The sequence below is a fragment of the Capnocytophaga sp. oral taxon 380 str. F0488 genome, assembly GCF_000318255.2.
Classification (GTDB): domain Bacteria; phylum Bacteroidota; class Bacteroidia; order Flavobacteriales; family Flavobacteriaceae; genus Capnocytophaga; species Capnocytophaga ochracea.
On record NZ_KB291237.1, the window covers coordinates 6,345 to 26,072 of the forward strand.

Consider the following 19,728-nt stretch of genomic DNA (forward strand, 5'->3'; position numbering starts at 1 on the left):
AGTGACGGAAAAGGGAAGAAATGACGAATGACGAATGAAGAGTGACGTGTGACGATGTGGATTTTCTTCGAAGGGGGAATGTAGCGACGGGAAAAGGAGAAAAAAGCAGAAAACTGTAAGTTCCACTAATAATTGCAATTTTAAGTAGTAATTTTTAGTAAAACTTTTATTTTTCAGAGGGTTTTGCCTCTAAGAGGCAACCCTCTGAAAAATAAAAAAAGAGAAAAAACTATAAAAGTCTTTTCTCTTTCAAAATAAATGCTTTTCTTTGTAAATGACAATGAAAGAATATAAGCATTTAAATTCGGTGCAAAGGTCGGTAATTTCTGCTTTAAAAGCAAGCGGAATCAAACAAAAAGATATTGCTCTTTATGCAGAGTGTAATCCCTCTACCGTCAGTCGAGAGCTGTCAAGAAACAAAACAAAGACAGGAAAATACAGTCCAAAAGTAGCTCAAGAAATCTCAGAAGAGCGTAAAGAACGTTTTAGAAAAGAACGTAAATTTACTAAAGAAATGAAAGTTTTTGTTATTAAGCATATCACTGAAGAACAGTGGTCTGTTGAGCAAATTGTAGGGTATTGTAAAAAAAATAGAATACCAATGGTTGGAAAAACAACTATCTATAAATTCATTCACCAAGACAAAGAAAACGGAGGCGAACTATACAAACACACTCGTCATCAGCTTAAGCATAGAAGTAGAGCATTGTACACTTGTAAAAAGAAAGTAGAAGATAAAAAGTCTATTGAAGAACGTCCTGAGGTTATAAGTCAGAAAACAGAGTTTGGACACTGGGAAATAGATTTAATTGTAGGAGCAGGAAATAAAGGAGCGATACTTACATTGGTTGAAATGACTACTAAAATGTTATTTATGAAAAAGTTAAAAGAAGGAAAGAAAGCTAAATCATTAGCAGATGAACTTATAGATATGACCTTGCCTTACAAAAACTATATAAAGACAATTACTGCTGACAATGGTAATGAATTTTCTGATTTTAAGCGAGTTGAAAAGAAATTGAACCTACAATTTTTCTTTGCTCATCCTTATAGTTCTTGGGAGCGAGGTCTTAGTGAACACACCAATGGTCTTGTACGGCAATACATACCTAAAAATACTGATTTTAAAAATATTACAGATAAAGAAATTAAAGAATATCAATATAAAATTAATAATAGACCAAGAAAAGTATTAGATTTTGAAAAACCTAAAGATTTATTCTATCAGAAAGTAATCTGAAAAATTGCACTTGATGGTGGAATGGGCGAACGATTGTTAAAAGGTAGTATATTTTTGAAATCAAAAAAAATGTACTACCTTTGTACTTTCTAAGTTACGTTAGTTATCATAATACTATTTTTGCTAACGTTACTATTATTAGCATTTTCTCGAGGAGTGGGAGCACAAGCGATGTCTCTCATCACCTGTTGATGACTATGAGGAACAAAATGAACGAGACTGATGAAAACAATATATTTACTCACCGTACTATCCTTGTTAATAGGTTGTTTGAGTGTACAAGCACAAGAAAAAGAAGACGCTTTATTAATACCCGTAAAGCTTCCTTATTGTAGTATATTTGATACCTCAGCAAGAAAAATGGTAGATAGGACGGTGAAAGAATGTTTGGACTATTGGGTAGTAATGCACTTTGAATATCCTGAGAAAGCTCTGAAATGGGGCGTACAAGGGCAAGTGGTGCTTGATATAGTGATTGATAAGCAAGGGGTTCTAAAAATTAAAGGGGCTGAAGGAGGCGACCCTATATTGGAAAAGGCAGCTATAGACTTGTTTAAAAACTTTCCGCCTATATATCCAGCTAAGAATATCAAAGGGGAGACTGTGGATTGCTATTATAAGTATCCTATTAATTTCAGATTAAAAGATTAGTAATTATGAACACAACTGCACAATACATAAAAGATTCTGAAGGGAATGACATTTTAGCTGTTATTCCTATGGAAACCTATAATGAATGGCGTTTTGAGAAGGCTGATTTAAGTAATACTCAAGAGATTCCAGAATGGCATAAAGAGATTTTAGATGAAAGCTTAAAAGAATTTGAAGAAACTGGTGAAGCAGAAGACTGGGAGGTTTTAAAACTAAAATTCAAACAGAAATATGGCTTCTGACACATTTAGAGTAGGAAAAAGAGCTGAAAAAAATCTATCAAAGATATTAGATTATTATACTGATATTGATGAAAAATTAGCTAACCGCTTCTTCCAAGAGATAGATAAATGTTTTGAATACATAAAAGATTATCCTTATATGTTTACTAAAAGATATAGGGAAATCAGAGTGTGTTTTACCAAAGTATTCCCTTATGGGATTTATTATGTGATAAAAGTTACGCCTAAAAGAAAAACAACAACAATAACAGTGATAAATATTCTGCATACAAGCAGAAAAGTAAGATACAAAGAATAACAATCGTGAATAAAGAACATTTAAAACAATTAGAAGCTGAAAGTATTTACATAATGCGCGAAGTAGCGGCGCAGTTTGAGCGTCCTGCCTTGCTTTTTAGTGGTGGTAAGGACTCTATTACCTTGGTGCACTTAGCAATGAAAGCCTTTGCTCCTATGAAGATTCCTTTCCCTTTGGTACATATCGACACGGGTCATAACTTCCCCGAAGCACTTGAATATCGCGATGCCCTTGCTAAACGCATAGGTGCGGAACTGATTGTGCGACAAGTAGAAGACACCATTAAAGCGAAAGGCCTTACCGAGCCCAAAGGTAAATTTGCTTCTCGTAACTGGTTGCAAACACACACTTTATTGGACACTATTGAGGAGTTTCACTTCGACGCCTGCATAGGAGGGGCGCGTAGAGATGAAGAGAAAGCACGTGCCAAAGAGCGCTTCTTTTCAGTAAGAGACGAATTTGGTCAGTGGGACCCTAAGTTGCAACGTCCGGAGCTGTGGAACATCTACAACGGTCGGATACAGAAAGGCGAAAACGTGCGGGTGTTTCCTATCTCGAACTGGACGGAATTAGACGTGTGGAATTATATTCAGCAAGAGAAAATAGCGCTTCCTTCTATCTATTTTGCGCACAATCGCGAGGTGATTGAGTACGAAGGTAGACTTATTGCGGTGTCGCCTTTTATCCAGATAGATGAAAACGATACTATCCTAAACAAGCGTGTGCGCTATCGCACGGTAGGTGATATGACCTGTACTGCTGCCGTAGAGAGCAATGCAGCGACTCTTGAAGAGGTGGTGAATGAGATTACTGCTTCGCGTATTTCGGAACGCGGTGAGACCCGCATAGACGACAAAGTAACGGAAGCAGCAATGGAAGACCGTAAAAAAGGAGGATATTTTTAATGATTAGTAGTTAGTGGTTAATTCTGATATGAAGAATTGCTTGTCGTGCTACGACTTTGGTCAGGTTTTTGTATGAGCAAAGACAATAACTAAAAAACAAGATTACGAATGAGAAAAAGATTTTTATTTACAGCCTTAGCACTTTTCTTTTTGGCAACTGCGGAATCCTTCGCACAAGTGTTGCAACGCCATAACCTTGTACCTGAAATTAACTTACCACAGCCTAATGGTGAAAAGTTAGCGTTATCTTCATTACGTGGTAAATATGTGCTGGTAGACTTTTGGGCTTCGTGGTGTATGCCTTGCAAGAAGGAAAACAAATACCTCAAACAAGCGTATAAAGAGTTTAAAAGGAAGAATTTTGTAATTCTATCAGTATCGATAGATAGACCTAAGGATAAAGACGCTTGGCAGGACGCTATCAAAATAGAAGGAATGGTGTGGCATAATGTGTGGGACAACGATGGCAAAACCGCTGAGAAATATGGGGTAACGAGTATCCCTGCGCCTTTTCTCATAGACCCGGAAGGAAACTTATTGTCGCAAGGAGATAACCTAAGAGCTAATGATTTAATGAAAACGCTGAAGAAATACATCAAATAGTCTCAACGCGACGGGCGTTTTTTGTTATATCGAATTAACATTAAAATAATATATAAAATATTTGCAATGAAGAAAATCAAGTTTATGATGCTACTGAGCGTAGCAATAGGATTGGGGAGTTGCTCTACCAGTACCCAAGCGGTATATTGGGTAAATAGCTCCCAGGTAGAAAGCAGTGCAGGAGCTGGCAAAATGCAATGCTTGCAAGTGTACAAAGGCGATAATTTGAGTAAAGCACAATGGGAGGCTTTTTGTGCTCCTATTGAAGGTTTTACCTTTGAAGAAGGCTACTTTAAGAAGATAGAAGTAAGCGAAAAACCGCTGAAAGACGTCTCCGCCGGAGCACCAAATGTTGCTTATACTTTGGTGCGCGAAATAGAAAAGGTGAAAGACTCTCGGTTTGATTTGCAAGGCGAATGGAAACTGGTGAGTTTGGGAGAAATGGTTATCACTCCTGAGGCACAGCCTACATTAAAACTCAATATCAATGAAATGAAGGTGAACGGCTCTGACAGCTGTAATACCTTTATGGGAAGTATTAAAACCTTCACCGATAAAGAACTTGTATTTGGTGATTTAGCTTCTACACTAATGCTTTGTGTGGAAAAAATGGAGGTTGCTGATGCTTTTGGTATGGCTATGCAAAAGGTAAGACAATACCAACTAAAAGGAGACCAACTGTTGCTTACCGATAAACAAGGAGGCGTACTCCTTACTTTTGCAAAGAAATAGTTGTTTCAATTATTAAAAAAGAAAGGCTGTGCAGAGCGCTCTGCACAGCCTTTCTCGATTATATTAGTGTTTAACTAATCATCTTCTTCGTCATAGTTGTCGGCTTCATCGTATTCCTCTTCAGAATACTCAGGTTCTACTGCCTTTTTATCTTTAGCCTTAGTACTCTTTTTACCTTTTTTAGGATTAGAAGAGAGTTCATTATGTTTAAGCCATTCGCGTAGTTCTACTTCTATTTGTTCAGCTATTTCTGGATTGTCGTTAAGCATTGCAATAGAGGCATCACGTCCTTGACCTAATCGGGAGCCTTTATAGCTATAAAAAGCACCGCTTTTATCTACGATATCAGCCTCAACGCCTAACTCAAGAAGTTCAGCAGACTTAGAGATACCTAAGCCAAACATAATATCGAAAGTAGCGGTTTTAAAAGGCGATGCTACTTTGTTTTTAACTATTTTCACCTTGGTTTTATTACCGATGATTTCGCCATTGCTGTCCTTAATAGCAGCGCTTCCTTGAGGCCCTCCGTCTTTACGGATATCTATACGCACAGAGGCATAAAATTTAAGTGCATTACCCCCTGTTGTTGTTTCGGGGTTTCCAAAAGTAATACCTATTTTATCACGCAACTGATTGATGAAAATAACAATACATTTTGCTTTGCTAATACTACCGGTGATTTTGCGTAAAGCCTGAGACATTAGTCGGGCGTGAAGCCCCATTTTAGAGTCTCCCATTTCGCCATCAATCTCACCTTTGGGAGTAAGTGCAGCCACCGAGTCGATTACTACGAGGTCTACTGCATTGGAACGAATAAGAGCATCAGCAATTTCAAGAGCTTGTTCACCACTGTCAGGCTGAGTAATCAATAGATTTTTAACATCTACACCTAAGCGTTGTGCGTAAACAGGGTCGAAAGCGTGTTCAGCATCGATAAAAGCAGCCGTCCCTTTAGCTTTTTGTACTTCGGCGATAGCGTGCAGTGTAAGAGTTGTTTTACCAGAAGATTCAGGTCCATAAATTTCGATTACGCGCCCTTTAGGGTATCCACCAACGCCTAAAGCGGCATCGAGCCCGATAGAACCCGTAGAGTAAACTTCTACGTCTTCGACAGGATTATCGCCTAAGGCACGTACAGTTCCTTTGCCATAGGTTTTATCTAATTTTTCTAAGGTGAGTTTTAAAGCTTGTTTTTTAGCTTCTTCTACACTCATTTCCTTGTTATCTTTTGTTGTTTTAGCCATTTTATACTACTTGTTTTAATAGGGCAAAGATACAAAATCTAATGATAAATACAATAATGTAGCGTAATTATTTTAGTTTTTCATTATTGTGATGACGGTCGTGGTCACGTTGTGTTTTTTTTAGCATCTTCTTATCGAAAGCCTCTTGCAAGTCAATCCCTGTTTGATTGGCTAAGCAAAGTACTACAAATACTACATCGGCAAGTTCTTCGCCTAAATCTTTGTTTTTATCACTTTCTTTCTCGGACTGTTCTCCATAACGGCGAGCTATAATACGGGCAACCTCTCCTACTTCCTCAGTGAGCTGTGCCATATTGGTAAGTTCATTAAAATAGCGAACTCCGTGTTCTTTTATCCAATTATCAACTGCTAATTGTGCATTCTTGATATCCATAGTTTACAAATTTATTTTCTATTAAAAAACTGCTTTAAAAGAGCATTGCTTTTGATAGCAACGCTCTTTCAAAGCAGTTTAAAGAATATTTCTGTGAATTTAAAATTAGTTTGTCCACATATCTTGCTCTCTGTCGCGAATTTTCTCTTTAATTTTGTCAGCTTCTAACAATTGGAAGAGTGCATTATCAGGGAGGAATTCCTTGATTTTTCTGTCGCCGTATACATTCGCCTCTTTAAATATCACGGAACTGAACATTCGTGCATTTAAAACGTGGTCGAAAGAGACAGGGCGAGCGTCATTCTTCCTATTAAAGGTTTTCGCTTCGTGCAAAATATCGCGTACTTGCGGATAGAATACCCAGAATAGAGGTACTAATGCCGACATAGTAGAGTCATCAGAATCTATAAAGTTTACGTCGGGAGCTACAGGAGCTAACGCGAGCAAACGATATTTTAATTCACCTTGGCGTTTGTCGAAATACCAAATACCTCTGATGTGGTACTGAGCGATATCTGCAGACTCTAAGTTTCTATGAGTTACATATTCAGGAGAAAGAGCTTCACCTGCGTTAAGTTGCTCATAGCCTACATCTAAAGTATCTACTTTTGATAGTGATGCTTCTATTGACTCAGCTGTTTTTGTTTGAGTAAAATAAGAATCTACATAGATATCTTGAATTTTGCCATTCTTGATGTTCTTCAAAAGTACATCATACAATGAGCGACGATAAGCATCTATTTCCAAGGTATCAGTAGGGAAAAGGAGGGGAAAGTTAGCTCTTTCGTTGAGGTCGATTACTTCCCATACCTCTACTGACCAAAGGATATCGCGGTCGTCCACATAGCCATAAGGTAGTGGCTTGTCATTATCAGCTTCTATTCGAGCTTCAGATTTAACACCTATATCGCTTGCTACTTTTGCGTTTAAGATGTTTACCTGAGCTTTGGAGAGCTGAAATGCAAATACTGAAAGCAATAATAATATTATATTTTTTACGTGCATAATAATGGTTTGTCTTAGTTTGTTATTTCAACTACGATTGGTGATACAGGAGGCAATCTGAGCTCAGAGTTACCGATGATACTTGCTTTTACGTCAAATATCTGAATTTTATCACCACGTTTAGCTCTTAGAACAGCTGCTCTTGCTTGTTCGTTCATTCTGCTACCTTTCACGTATACACTTGGTTGCCCTGGAATGAACACTTTAAATTCGTTTACTTGTAGTTTCAAGTCGAAGTCGAAGTCTTCCAAAACAGCCATCACTGGCATTACAGATACGTTTGCTTTTGGTAATTTAGCGTTTCCTATTTGTCCGCCCAAACTGGTTACAGCACGTGGGATATTTTTAATACGGAACATTTTAGAAGAGCTGAATTTTTGTCCTGCAAGCTCACCTGTTACGTGAATAGTAACTTCTCTACCTTGTCCTGGACGCATTACCCAAGCACCACTACCACTCGCTTTAGATAAACCAGGTGCTGATGCTGAAATTTTGTTATCAGGAACACCAGGCATAGAGATAGTGATAGGGTTAGCAACACCACGATACACTACGTTCATCTTATCAGCTGAAATAACTGCTGAGTTTGGTTTAGGAATCACTGAGAAAGATTGTGCTACAGGTACAGCAATACGTTTTCCGTCTTGGTCGAAGTACAAGTTACCTGTAATTTTGTGGTCACCTGTATTACCTGCTGAAATGTTTAATTTCACACGACCATCTTCAATGGTGTATTCACTTGTTCCTAACTTTCTGCCGTCGATAGCGATGTCTACTTCATTAGGACGTGTAGTAGCGTCTTTTCTACCCAACACGATAGAACCATCGAATTTCTCTCCTTGGTAATACGCTCCTTTACCTTGTTCAAGCAAAGTTGTATAGTTAGTCATTGAAACTTGTGATTTCAAACTACCTGCCAAAGCAGTATCAAAAAATTCTTGTTGAGTAGTTAAGATGTCTGACTGCATCATTGAGAGTTTTGCTAAAGTTGCAACGTAAGGGAACCCTTCAAAGTTAAAATTTAACCATTTTACGGTTCTGCCTTCTCTATTCTTTACATCGTCAGTATTAAAGTTTACGCTTACTTTATCGGCTAAAGCTTTATAAGCTGGATTATCTCCCAATACTTTTAATACTCCTTCGCGATAGGTTTTCATTTTTTCAATGAATTCACTTGCGTGAGCTTTAGCTTGTGCTCCCTCAGCAAAGAAATAATTGTCAGTAAAATCTGACTGATCCATTGCCTGATAGTTTCTTTGATTTACAGGAATGTCTTTTTGACCAATTACATCTTCTACTTTGGTTTTAATATCTTGGATATAGCTGTACAATCCATCTGATAGTTCCTTTATTTGTTTGGATTGTTCATATATCTCACCATATTGAGCTTGATTCTCATTTGCTTTATTTGCTAATTCGGCTAAAGCATTAGATGTGCCTTCATTAGCTCTTTTGTTTGATGATTCAAACTTTTGATTCACTAACCCGAATGCATCTAGTACTTGCTTGCCCATATTCAATGCGATCATTGCAAGGAATACTAAGTACATCAGGTTAATCATCTTCTGTCTAGGACTTAATTTTCCACCTGCCATAAGCTATTTTTTTAATAAGTTAATAAATAATTACTCTTATCGTGCGCCGCCCATTGCAGATAACATTCCTCCATAGATAGTGTTCAAAGATCTTAAGTTATCTTTAAACGTAAGCATTTGCTGATTTAATGAATCTAAGTTATCAACAACACCTGCTTGTGCAGATACTTGTCTTTCTGTTCTTTCTAATTGTAGTTTGTAAAGGCTGTTCAATGACTCTAAGTTTGATGCTGCTGCTGAAAGCTCTTCACCATATTTGTGAGTAGCCACCATCGTATTAGCCACTGGAGCGATTTCTTTACTTGCTTCTGCGAAGTTTTCAATAGATCTTCCCAATGAACGCATCATATTCGCATCAATACGAGCTTCTGCTAAAATATTATCTAATTTTTGTGATAATGATTCTCTAAGAATCTTATCTTCTCCTGACTGTAAAGCCAAAGCTCCTTGGCGTCCTGATGGAGCACCTCCTTTTAGCTCAGGATAAACCAATGACCAATCGAACTCTTCATCTATTGGTTCAAAAGCTGAGAAGAAGAAGACGAATGCTTCTGTTCCCATCCCTACTGCTAACAATACGCCACCGCTGATACCTAAGATATCCACGTGCAAAATTTTGGCTAAGGCACCGATAATTACAACTGAGGCACCTATACCATAAACCATATTAAACAATTTCTTTGTTGATCTACTTCCTGCCATAAGACTTTTTTTTATTTGTTAAATTTATTAGTTAATTTGTTTGATTTTTCTTTTAATTCTATCTGTATCCTCTTGCTGATTTAGCTTGTTGTTTGTCGCTGATACCCATAAAATCTTGTACGGTACGGAACCCTATATAACTACGGGCTGAATCTTGGTACTCATAATCACGGGTATTTACTTGCAACATAAAGGCAACGTCTTTCCAAGAACCTCCACGTATTACTTTACGGTGATTTTTGTCATCAAGTACGTTAGGATTCATTGTAGACATATATTCATATGAATTGGGGTCATATGAGGTGTTTGTCCATTCTGATACGTTACCTGCCATATTGTAGAGGTTGTAACCATTAGGTTCGTACGACTTAGCTTCTACGGTATAGAGTGCATTATCAACAGCATAGTCACCACGCATTGGTTTAAAGTTTGCAAGGAAACAAGCTCTATCATCATAGGTATAAGGACCTCCCCAAGGATAAGTACCTCCTGGCAGACCACCACGTGCTGCGTATTCCCATTCCGATTCAATTGGCAAACGGAAAGAGTTTACTGTGTAATCACCTTTTGATTTTTGATAAGAGTTTTTGTTAAGAGTACGCCATTCACAGAAGGCTTTGGCTTGAATCCAGCTAACGCCTACCACAGGATAGTCGCCATAGGCTTCGTGCCAAAAATAGTCGTTGTGCATTGGCTCGTTATAAGAATAGTTGAAGTCGCGAATCCATACAGTAGTATCAGGATATACTTTCACGATTTCCTCTTTAATGAAGTCTTTACGGTTACCGCGAGTACGAGCGGCTTTATCCATATCAAGCCATTGATATTTAAACTCGAACTTCTGAACGTCCATAATGCGTTTGCCATTGTAAGCTTCTTCTTCGGGCAAATACATTTTGTCCATTACTTCCGAGTAGTATTCATCTGGGAATTTATTAGTGTCCCAAATAAGTGCTACTTTCTTGTTCAATTTTCGTGCTTTTTGGTCGCCATATGTGTTTTGAAGATACTGCTGATAAGCATTCATCTTCTCGGTGTTCGCATCTAAGTATGCGTATTCACCGATACCTCCACTGCCTTGGGTCTGACCGGTTTGTTCCGCCATTTCAGCTAACTGAGTACGGATAATTGAATCGCGAACCCAATTCACGAACTGGCGATACTCACTATTTGTGATTTCGGTTTCGTCCATATAGAACGACCCCACGCTCACAGTTTTCACTGGTGCGTTAAAACTCGCAGTTTTATCATCATCGGAACTACCCATAATGAAAGAACCACTCGGAATAAGCGTCATACCGTAAGGAGCAGGCTGTTTCCAGCTCTTCCCCTTAACACCTACAAGCTCTCCTTTGCTGTCGCCACCGCCACGCTTACACGCAGCTAGTACTAATAGTACAAGTAGCATTACAAATATTCTTCTTGCCATAAACATTGTTTAAATTCACATTTAATTAGGGCGCAAACGTACGCATTTATTTTATACACACAAAATTTATTCAACAATATTTTTCAATAACCTACAAACTTTAACACTATTTTTACATTTTAACCCCTTTTACCCCTTGAAATGTAAAAAAAAAGTAAAAGAATGAGTTTACTTTTTACCCTATTTAATACTTCTTTTGTAAACACTTTTGGCTACTAAATAGTATAAAAAGCTGTGTAATATTGTTACGAAGCTATTTTCCTTTTTCCTCTCCCCTACTCTTTATCGGAGTGTTTTAATCCCCATATTCCAAAGAGTGAATGCTTGCAAATCGGCGTTTTGTTCTATAGTTTTGCTCACTGGTGTCCCTGCTCCGTGTCCTGCATTGGTCTCTATTCGTATAAGAATAGGGTTGTTGCCCGTTTGTTTAGCTTGCAATTCCGCAGCAAACTTAAAACTGTGAGCAGGTACTACTCTATCGTCGTGGTCTCCTGTTGTTATAAGGGTAGCAGGATAAGCTACTCCTTGTTTTACATTGTGTAAGGGTGAATAGGCTTTTAAGTATTCAAACATTTCTTTGCTATCATCAGATGTGCCATAATCATAAGCCCAGCCTGCTCCTGCGGTAAAAGTGTGATAGCGCAACATATCGAGTACACCTACTGCGGGTAAAGCTACCTTAAACAGGTCGGGGCGTTGTAACATAGTGGCTCCTACCAAGAGTCCTCCGTTAGAGCCTCCTCTGATAGCAAGGTATTGGGGAGAAGTGTATTTCTCTTTTATAAGATATTCAGCAGCTGCTATAAAATCGTCGAACACGTTTTGCTTTTGCATCTTAGTGCCTGCATCGTGCCATTGTTTACCGTATTCCCCTCCTCCACGTAAGTTAGGGACAGCATATACACCTCCGAGTTCTAACCACACCGCATTGGCAACACCGAATGTAGGCATCAAACTGATGTTGAATCCTCCATATCCATATAATAAGGTAGGATTTTTACCGTTGAGCTCAATTCCTTTTTTATAGGTAATCATCATTGGTATTTTAGTGCCGTCTTTAGAGGTATAAAACACTTGCTTAGATTCGTAGTGAGTGGCATCAAAAGCAATAGCGGGTTTCCAATAGAGTTCAGTAGCTCCTGTTGCCAAATCCATTTTGTATATTTGGGTAGGATATGCGTAATTGGTGAAACTAAAATAGGTGTGTGTTTCATCTTTTTTAGCATAAAAACCTCCCGCACTACCTATACTGGGGAGCTTCACTTCGCGAATGAGCTTTCCCTCGTAGTCGTATTGTTTTACCTGAGAAAGAGCATCTACCATATATTTAGCAAATAGATATTTGCCTGCGGTAGTAATACTGAGCACATTCTTGGTTTCAGGAATAACATCTTGCCAATGCTCTGGCTGTGGATTTTTAAAGTCTACTTTCACTAAGCGACCATTAGGCGCATTGAGGTTGGTTTCTAAAAAGAGGGTTGTGCCTTGGTTATTTACAAATCCTGTATCTCCATCGAAGTTGTTGGTAATAGTTACCAAAGAAGATTTAGGATTAGATAAATCTTTTACAAATAGTTTATTACCTGAGGTCGCATTGGCAACCGAAATGAACAGATATTTCCCGTCATTGGATACTGTGCCCGACACATAACGATATTTCTCAGCTGGTGTGCCACCAAAAATGAGCTTATCACTCTTTTGAGATGTGCCGAGTTTGTGATAATAAAGTTTGTGCTGGTCGGTTTTTGCTGATAGCTCACTGCCTTTGGGTTTGTCGTAGCTGGAATAGAAGAAGCCTTCATTGCCTTTCCACGCGATACTACTAAACTTTATATCTACTAAGGTATCACCTATTGCCTTTTTAGTTTTCGCATCGAGCACTATCCCTTTACGCCAATCGCTACCGCCTTCTGAGATGAGATAAGCTACTAACGAACCATCTTCGGAGAAAGCAACGTCTCCTAATGAAGTTGTTCCGTCCTTAGAAAAAGTATTCGGATTTAAGAAAATTTCTTCTTTGCCTTCTTTATCTTTGCGATAGAGCACCGATTGGTTTTGTAAGCCGTCGTTCTTGTAATAATAGGTATAATCGCCTTCGGTAAAAGGAGCGCTCAGTTTCTCATAGTTCCAGAGTTTCTCGAGTTTCTCTTTTATTGCTTGTCGATAGGGTATTTTAGAGAGATAACCAAACGTAAAATCGTTTTGGGCTTTTACCCACTGAGCGGTTTCAGCAGAACGGTCATCTTCGAGCCAACGATAAGGGTCAGATACCTGAGTACCGAAGTAAGTATCGACGGTATTATCCATACGCGTTTGAGGATAGTTCATCTTTTCGTCGTTAGTGTTGTTAGGGTTTTGGTTGCAGGCTACTAAAAGAAGTAGTGCTGCAGGAAATAACTTGTGTTTCATATTCAATTACTTTTATTAAACTAATATAGTTTTATCTTCTTAGGGTTGTCGTCTTTATTAAAGAAATACAATATTCTTATATCCTCTTGATTTATCTTAAAGAATATGGTGTACCGATTTAGCACAAATACTTTGCGGATATTCTCATAGTCTGTTGGAGTACAACTATATGGATTTTCTGCTATAAAAGATAGTGCCTTTTCAGTTTCATTTATAATTCTTTCGGCATAAGCATAATTTTCTTTTTCATCTATCCAATAAATTATCTCTTCGTTGAACTCAATTTTTGCAGTATGCGTCCAATCTATTTTCTTTTTCGTTGGCATAACAATTCTCTTGCTTCTCGCATTACTTCTTCATTAGAAACAACTAAGCCTAAGGCTTCTTCCTTGAGAGCCCATTCTATTCTTTGACGTTCTTCCTCTGTAAGTTTTTCTACCTTTCCTTCTATTTCAGGGATAGGGGTATAAGATTTTTTTGTTAAAACTTCTGTTCCCATTTTTCAAAATAATTCTAAGTATTACTTCTATTTAGTGCGTTTTACAATACGATAGTGCTACGGGGTCTGAGGGGGAATGAGAGGTTGGGTCTTTAAATGCAAACGCCGTACTTTTCACTCATAACTAAAAAAGGGTGCCTAAAAATATTGCTATTTTTAAAACACCCCATATTCTTAATTTAGTTATAAAATCTCTCAGCTTAGAAGAACAAAGCTACCCCGATACCAACACCAAATTTACCTGTTTTTTCAGAGTTATTAGTGTTTACTTTGTTTTTAAGGTTTTGATAGTCATAACCTAAATACCCTGTAAGAGCAGCGCCTTGGTTTACAAAGTAAGCAATACCTCCTTTTACACCAAAGAGTAACCCTCTTGATTTACTTTCATCACTACTTCCCACAGAATCCCAAGCATATCCTACTTTTGCTCCTACAAAAGGTGCTAAGTTGCCACCAATAGGAAAATAATAGTGTGCGTTAGGAGCGATTGCAAAAGTATTATGAGCATTACTTGCTCCTTTTACTTTTGTGTTTTGGTATTCTAAACCAAGTCCTACTGCTAAGTTGTTAATCACAAAATAGTTGAGATTAGGAACGAATTTAAAGGTATTGGTAGTAACATCTACATCTGTTGTAACATTATTTACTTTAGTAGAAGTAGTTACCTTACTTGTCTCATAAGAGAAAGACAAGTCAGAGCCTACCATCCAGTTCCCTTTTTCTGTCTGTGCGTATGTAGCGCTTGCAAAAGCAACTGCTACGATTAATAAAAATTTTTTCATACTATTCTATATTTTTATTGTTATTAATAAGGCAAAGGTACAACTTATTTTCGAATGTGCAAATTTTTTTAAAGAAATTTTTCGTTTTGTTTTATCTTTTAGAATGGTTATACTATAATATCTGTTCAAAATGTAATTCTAATTCTTAATCTCCATTGCGGTATACACTTTGTCAAAGTTAATAACCCGCCGTGCTGTGTCCACACTTGTCCAACAAGTCTAACCAGCAAAACGAGTGACATTAGTAGATAGCAACACTATAAACTCAATCAATATTCAACTATAATTTAATTAACCTTCATTGTAGAGCCACTGTAGACCCACTGTAGAGCCACTGAAAACCCACTGCGGTTCCGTCTAAAGTTTATTTAACACCCGTTCAAAATCTACACCACTGATTTACAATTACGTTTGTATCACAATCCGTGTAAATCCAGCAACGAAGTTGCCCATCCGTGCCCATCACATTTGTCAATTGTCAATTATCAATTGTCAATTGAAAGACTTTCTGTAGCGTAAGCTACATTTTTATTATATCAACTAAAAAAGGGTGTCTTAAAAAATATCACTACTTTTTAAAACACCCCATACTTATATAATTATGAAGGATTTCCTGCTTAGAAGAACAAGGCGACACCTATACCTACACCCAAAACACCCTCTTTTGCTTTGCGTTTACTGTTATCTGTATTTTTTAAAGAAAAATGGTCATACTCTGCATAGGCTGTAAGAGCAGCACCTCGGTTTACAAAGTAAGCCAAGCCTGCTTTACCTCCTACTACTAAACCATTCCACTCACCATTAGTGCCCGGTTGGTTTTCTCTGCTTGCAAAACCTACTTTTGCTCCCACAAAAGGTGCTAAACTTCCACCTGTAGGAAAATAGTAATGCACATTAGGGGCAATTGTAAGGGTATTCGATTTGTATTCCCAATTATCTCCCCTTTTATCTTTTGAATGTTCATAACTCACTCCTAAACCTACTGCTAAATTATGAACCACAAAGTAATTAAAGTTAGGTGTGATTTTAAAAGTAGTTACTGTTTGATCTAATTCTGTAACTTGGTCATTTTTCACTACTAAGTTTTTAGATTGAAATGAAAGACCCAAATCGGCACCTACCATCCAGCTTCCTTTTCCAGTTTGTGCGTAAGTAACAGTTGCAAAAACAACGGCTACTACTAATAAAATTCTTTTCATACTATTCATTTTTTGTTTTTAATTAAGGCAAAGATACAAAATAATTACGAATTACAAAATATGAATTACAAAAAAATGCTTTTTCACTTTTCACTAATGGCAAAAAACTACCATATCTAATTCGTTTTCAAGGCAAAAATTGATGTTTTCTTTTAAGTCTGCAAATTCACTATTTAAAATAGTAGCGGTATAGCAAGCCATCATCGGCAAAAGCGTATAACACATTTTGAGTATAGTAAAGTTTTTTGATATTGCTTTCGGCTTCAAACTCTTTTTGCCAAGTATTGCCTCCATCAGTAGTTTTGTAGATAACCTTGCCTGATGATTGCCAGCCTATATTTTCATCTTGAAAAGCTAAGGATCGTACACCAATAGGAATTTCAAAAGGTAATTTTTGCCAAGAATATCCCCCATCAGTAGATTTGTATATTTTGTTAACTGATCCTGATATTAAACAATAGCCTATTTGATTAGTAGGAAAATCTACAGCAACAGCCCATTCAAATTTATCCTCAAACACATACTCTGTCCATTGTTCGTTATTACCATTACAGAATAGTATTTTAGGCTTGTCTTTTCTACCATTCAGACCTGCAATCCATATATGATTTATATCTCTTTTAAAAGCGTTCCCTTGATAATCCACATTACTGGTTTCAGAAAGATTAGCTTCTCTTATAGGATAAAAATCTTTTCCGTTAGTTGATTTATAGACATCTCCACGTATTGAGACTACAATGATATTTTTCATTTCATCATCACAAATCACTCTATTGAATTGAACCCCCCCTTTACTAAAAATTCTTTTTCCACTATTAATAAAAGGGTGAGGAGTTTTTGTTCCTCCAATAGGTACTTTGTATACACCATCAAAATCTACATTCAGACCTTCGTGAGAAGGGGTAATATAAAAATCAGAAAGATAACTGAATCCACCTGTATTTGCCCATTTTTCCCAAGTGATACCATTATCTTTGCTAAAAATCACAATATTTCCAGAGGATTTATCCCATACTTGTGTACTATATATGTAATCTCCTATGATTTGGGTTTTTACATTATATAAATATTTAGCATTGGCTACATCCCATTGAGTTTTTACCCATTGTCCTACAGCCTTGTCAATAATACCTATTTTTTGTTCATAGTCATTGGTTACTTTGTTGTCTACCACAGTTTTTTCGCCAAAGTAGAATTTCAACTCTGGCAAATAGGTACTACTGCGGGGTAATACAAGGGTGAGTTTCTTGCCATCGGCTGAAACTGAGGTGATAGTAGCTTCAGTATCTCCAAAAGTTACCTTACATTGTTCTTTTTTAGGAAAATTTTCGCCTAAAATATCTACACTATCACCTGCATAGCCGTAGTTTTTGCTATACGAAGTGATCACAATTGCTTTTTGTTCAACGGGTGGGGTAACATTGCCGTTACCGTTCCCATTTCCGTTTCCATTTCCATTTCCATTTCCATTGTTAGGGTTAGAATCGTCTTTGCTACAAGAGGTGAGTAGTAAGAGCACTAAGCCTACTGCTTTTAAAACTTGTTTCATATACATTTTATTTTTAGCATTTTATATTGCAAAAGTAATATTATTTTTCATAAACACAACAAAGGCTGTCGCAAATTTTAGTTTGTGACAGCCTTTTTGTCAATTATCAATTGTTAATTGTCAATTGAATATTGAGTTCTTTCAGTTGCGCCTCATCAATAGGCGAAGGGGCATCAATCATCACATCGCGACCGCTGTTATTTTTAGGGAAAGCGATAAAGTCGCGTATGGTTTCTTGTCCGCCGAGCAGTGCTACTAATCGGTCGAAGCCAAAAGCCAAGCCACCGTGAGGAGGAGCGCCGTATCGGAAGGCGTTCATCAAGAAGCCAAATTGTGCTTGTGCCTGCTCAGGGGCAAAGCCTAATAGCTGGAACATCTTGGCTTGTAACTCTTGGTTGAAGATACGTATAGAACCACCGCCTACTTCATTACCGTTGAGCACGAGGTCATAAGCATTGGCACGTACGGCACCTGGGTCGGTATCAAGTAACGGAATATCCTCAGGTTTAGGCGAGGTGAAAGGGTGGTGCATTGCAAAGAAACGTTCTTCCTCTTCGCTCCACTCCAAAAGAGGAAAATCTACCACCCATAGAGGAGCATATTCATCGGGTTTGCGCAAGCCGAGACGCTCAGCGAGTTCCATACGGAGGGCGCTGAGTTGCCCACGTACTTTGTTTGCCTTGCCTGAAAGGATACAGATAAGGTCGCCTGCTTGGGCGCCTGTGCGCTTTGCCCACGCCTTGAGGTCGTCCTCGTTATAAAATTTATCTACTGATGATTTGAAGCTACCATCTTCATTACATTTTACATATACCATTCCGGAAGCGCCTACTTGCGGACGTTTTACCCATTCTACTAAAGCATCAATCTCTTTGCGGGTGTAGTTGTTGGCACCAGGAACGGCAATACCTACTACTAATTCGGCTTCGTTGAATACCTTGAAATCGCGGTGTTGCGCGAGGTCGTTGAGTTCGCCGAATTTCATACCGAAACGGATATCGGGTTTGTCGTTGCCATAAGTTTTCATCGCCTCGGCATACGTCATACGAGGGAAAGCCCCAAAATCTAAGCCTTTGAGTTCTTTGAGGAGGTGTTTTGCCAATCCTTCAAAGGTCTGGATAATGTCCTCTTGTTCTACAAACGACATTTCACAGTCTATTTGGGTAAACTCTGGCTGGCGGTCGGCGCGGAGGTCTTCATCACGGAAGCACTTTACAATTTGGAAGTACTTGTCTAATCCGCCTACCATTAGCAACTGCTTAAAGGTCTGTGGTGATTGTGGAAGTGCGTAGAACTCACCAGCATTCATACGGCTTGGAACCACAAAGTCACGAGCCCCTTCGGGTGTTGATTTGATAAGTACAGGGGTTTCTACCTCTATAAAGCCTTGTTCGGATAGATAGTTGCGCACCATTATCCCCACTTTGTGGCGGAAAATAAGGTTATCGCGTACGGGGGTACGGCGTATATCGAGATAGCGGTACTTCATACGGAGGTCTTCACCGCCATCAGTATTATCTTCAATAGTAAAAGGAGGGAGTTCGGAATGGTTGAGCAAGGTGAGTGCTGTAACGAGGATTTCCACTTCTCCGGTAGGGATATTTGTGTTAGCTGCCTCACGTTTAATCACAGTACCTCGAATTTGAATCACGTCCTCACGAGAGAGGGTTTTAGCCTGCTCGAAGACTGTTTTATCAGTGCGTTCTTCATCGAATATAAGCTGGGTGATGCCATAGCGGTCGCGTAGGTCTACCCAAATCATAAATCCCTTGTTGCGGATGCGTTGTACCCAACCGCTGAGGGTTACCTGTTGTTTTTCGTGTGAGAGTCGTAGCTCTCCACAAGTATGCGTTCTGTACATTTATTTGTCGTTCGTTATAAGTTTTTGAGTTATATTCTATTGAGATTTAACTTCTCGGGGTTATTTCTGTTATCCCAAAAAGATATAATTTCAATCACTTGTTTTTGTTCTATAATTTGGTAAAAAATTGAAAAATTACGAAGTACTATTACTCTTCTTACATCCTTTCTATTATCTACTATTGTTCCTATTCTTGGATTATACTCAAGCATTTCACAAATTTTAGCTATTTCAGCTTCTAATTTTAGAATATAACTTTCTGATTGAGTTTTTTCTAACCAATACAGCGAAATATCATACAATTGAATTTTAGCTTTTGGCAACCAAATAATCGTTAGATCTTCCATTTTTCCAATTCTCTATGAGTTCTCGTAATCCTTTCATTACTT

General features: G+C 38.0%; 21 protein-coding genes. 7 read left to right on the top strand and 14 right to left on the bottom strand.

Going from position 1 to position 19,728, the window contains the following annotated elements; translation table 11 throughout:
• Window positions 1-280: 280 nt before the first annotated feature.
• The 7 genes from HMPREF9078_RS11800 to HMPREF9078_RS10075 all read left to right on the top strand — a co-directional run bounded on the left by HMPREF9078_RS11800 (window position 281) and on the right by HMPREF9078_RS10075 (window position 4,671).
• Window positions 281-1,240, top strand: coding sequence for an IS30 family transposase (locus HMPREF9078_RS11800; RefSeq protein WP_034543533.1), 960 nt, complete (start codon window positions 281-283; stop codon window positions 1,238-1,240).
• A gap of 222 nt (window positions 1,241-1,462) precedes the next feature.
• Complete coding sequence (locus HMPREF9078_RS10050; protein WP_009420580.1) at window positions 1,463-1,891, top strand: energy transducer TonB; 429 nt, start codon at window positions 1,463-1,465, stop codon at window positions 1,889-1,891.
• Window positions 1,892-1,896: 5 nt separating this feature from the next.
• Entirely contained in the window at window positions 1,897-2,133 is a 237-nt protein-coding gene (locus HMPREF9078_RS10055; RefSeq protein WP_009420581.1) for a hypothetical protein, read from the top strand.
• Entirely contained in the window at window positions 2,123-2,431 is a 309-nt protein-coding gene (locus tag HMPREF9078_RS10060; RefSeq protein ID WP_009420582.1) for a type II toxin-antitoxin system RelE/ParE family toxin, read from the top strand. The genes HMPREF9078_RS10055 and HMPREF9078_RS10060 overlap by 11 nt, the downstream gene beginning before the upstream one ends.
• Window positions 2,432-2,436: 5 nt before the next feature.
• Entirely contained in the window at window positions 2,437-3,336 is a 900-nt protein-coding gene (gene cysD / locus HMPREF9078_RS10065; protein WP_002674358.1) for a sulfate adenylyltransferase subunit CysD, read from the top strand.
• Window positions 3,337-3,444: 108 nt separating this feature from the next.
• A complete protein-coding gene (locus HMPREF9078_RS10070; RefSeq protein ID WP_009420583.1) occupies window positions 3,445-3,939 on the top strand; it encodes a TlpA disulfide reductase family protein in 495 nt (164 codons plus the stop codon).
• 66 nt (window positions 3,940-4,005) lie between these two features.
• Window positions 4,006-4,671, top strand: a complete 666-nt coding sequence (locus HMPREF9078_RS10075) for a DUF4377 domain-containing protein (protein WP_009420584.1) — start codon at window positions 4,006-4,008, stop codon at window positions 4,669-4,671.
• Between the two features lie 74 nt (window positions 4,672-4,745).
• On the opposite strand, the gene recA is transcribed toward HMPREF9078_RS10075, so the two are convergent.
• The 14 genes from recA to HMPREF9078_RS10145 all read right to left on the bottom strand — a co-directional run bounded on the left by recA (window position 4,746) and on the right by HMPREF9078_RS10145 (window position 19,686).
• Complete coding sequence (recA, locus tag HMPREF9078_RS10080; protein WP_009420585.1) at window positions 4,746-5,915, bottom strand: recombinase RecA; 1,170 nt, start codon at window positions 5,913-5,915, stop codon at window positions 4,746-4,748.
• Between the two features lie 67 nt (window positions 5,916-5,982).
• Window positions 5,983-6,309, bottom strand: a complete 327-nt coding sequence (locus HMPREF9078_RS10085; protein WP_002674362.1) for a nucleotide pyrophosphohydrolase — start codon at window positions 6,307-6,309, stop codon at window positions 5,983-5,985.
• A 105-nt stretch (window positions 6,310-6,414) separates the two neighbouring features.
• Entirely contained in the window at window positions 6,415-7,314 is a 900-nt protein-coding gene (gene gldN / locus HMPREF9078_RS10090; protein WP_009418520.1) for a gliding motility protein GldN, read from the bottom strand.
• Between the two features lie 14 nt (window positions 7,315-7,328).
• On the bottom strand, window positions 7,329-8,909 hold the full coding sequence (gene gldM, locus HMPREF9078_RS10095) for a gliding motility protein GldM (protein ID WP_009410501.1): 1,581 nt from the start codon (window positions 8,907-8,909) through the stop codon (window positions 7,329-7,331).
• Window positions 8,910-8,945: 36 nt separating this feature from the next.
• Entirely contained in the window at window positions 8,946-9,611 is a 666-nt protein-coding gene (gene gldL, locus HMPREF9078_RS10100) for a gliding motility protein GldL (RefSeq protein WP_009420586.1), read from the bottom strand.
• A gap of 58 nt (window positions 9,612-9,669) precedes the next feature.
• Complete coding sequence (gene gldK, locus HMPREF9078_RS10105) at window positions 9,670-11,046, bottom strand: gliding motility lipoprotein GldK (protein ID WP_002674370.1); 1,377 nt, start codon at window positions 11,044-11,046, stop codon at window positions 9,670-9,672.
• 276 nt (window positions 11,047-11,322) lie between these two features.
• On the bottom strand, window positions 11,323-13,449 hold the full coding sequence (locus tag HMPREF9078_RS10110) for a prolyl oligopeptidase family protein (protein ID WP_009420587.1): 2,127 nt from the start codon (window positions 13,447-13,449) through the stop codon (window positions 11,323-11,325).
• A gap of 20 nt (window positions 13,450-13,469) precedes the next feature.
• Window positions 13,470-13,775, bottom strand: a complete 306-nt coding sequence (locus HMPREF9078_RS10115) for a type II toxin-antitoxin system RelE/ParE family toxin (protein ID WP_009420588.1) — start codon at window positions 13,773-13,775, stop codon at window positions 13,470-13,472.
• Window positions 13,754-13,948, bottom strand: a complete 195-nt coding sequence (locus HMPREF9078_RS10120) for a hypothetical protein (RefSeq protein WP_009420589.1) — start codon at window positions 13,946-13,948, stop codon at window positions 13,754-13,756. Before HMPREF9078_RS10120 ends, HMPREF9078_RS10115 begins: the two co-directional genes overlap by 22 nt.
• A 200-nt stretch (window positions 13,949-14,148) precedes the next feature.
• Entirely contained in the window at window positions 14,149-14,730 is a 582-nt protein-coding gene (locus tag HMPREF9078_RS10125) for an outer membrane beta-barrel protein (RefSeq protein ID WP_009420590.1), read from the bottom strand.
• Window positions 14,731-15,347: 617 nt separating this feature from the next.
• A complete protein-coding gene (locus HMPREF9078_RS10130) occupies window positions 15,348-15,938 on the bottom strand; it encodes an outer membrane beta-barrel protein (protein WP_009420591.1) in 591 nt (196 codons plus the stop codon).
• Window positions 15,939-16,098: 160 nt separating this feature from the next.
• The gene (locus HMPREF9078_RS10135; protein WP_232305342.1) at window positions 16,099-17,478 is read right to left on the bottom strand and encodes an IPT/TIG domain-containing protein; all 1,380 of its coding nucleotides are present in this window, start codon (window positions 17,476-17,478) and stop codon (window positions 16,099-16,101) included.
• Window positions 17,479-17,584: 106 nt separating this feature from the next.
• On the bottom strand, window positions 17,585-19,339 hold the full coding sequence (gene aspS / locus HMPREF9078_RS10140) for an aspartate--tRNA ligase (RefSeq protein ID WP_009420593.1): 1,755 nt from the start codon (window positions 19,337-19,339) through the stop codon (window positions 17,585-17,587).
• A gap of 29 nt (window positions 19,340-19,368) precedes the next feature.
• Window positions 19,369-19,686 carry a type II toxin-antitoxin system RelE/ParE family toxin gene (locus tag HMPREF9078_RS10145; protein ID WP_009420594.1) on the bottom strand — a complete coding sequence of 106 codons (318 nt, stop codon included), beginning with the start codon at window positions 19,684-19,686 and terminating at the stop codon, window positions 19,369-19,371.
• Window positions 19,687-19,728: the final 42 nt, after the last annotated feature.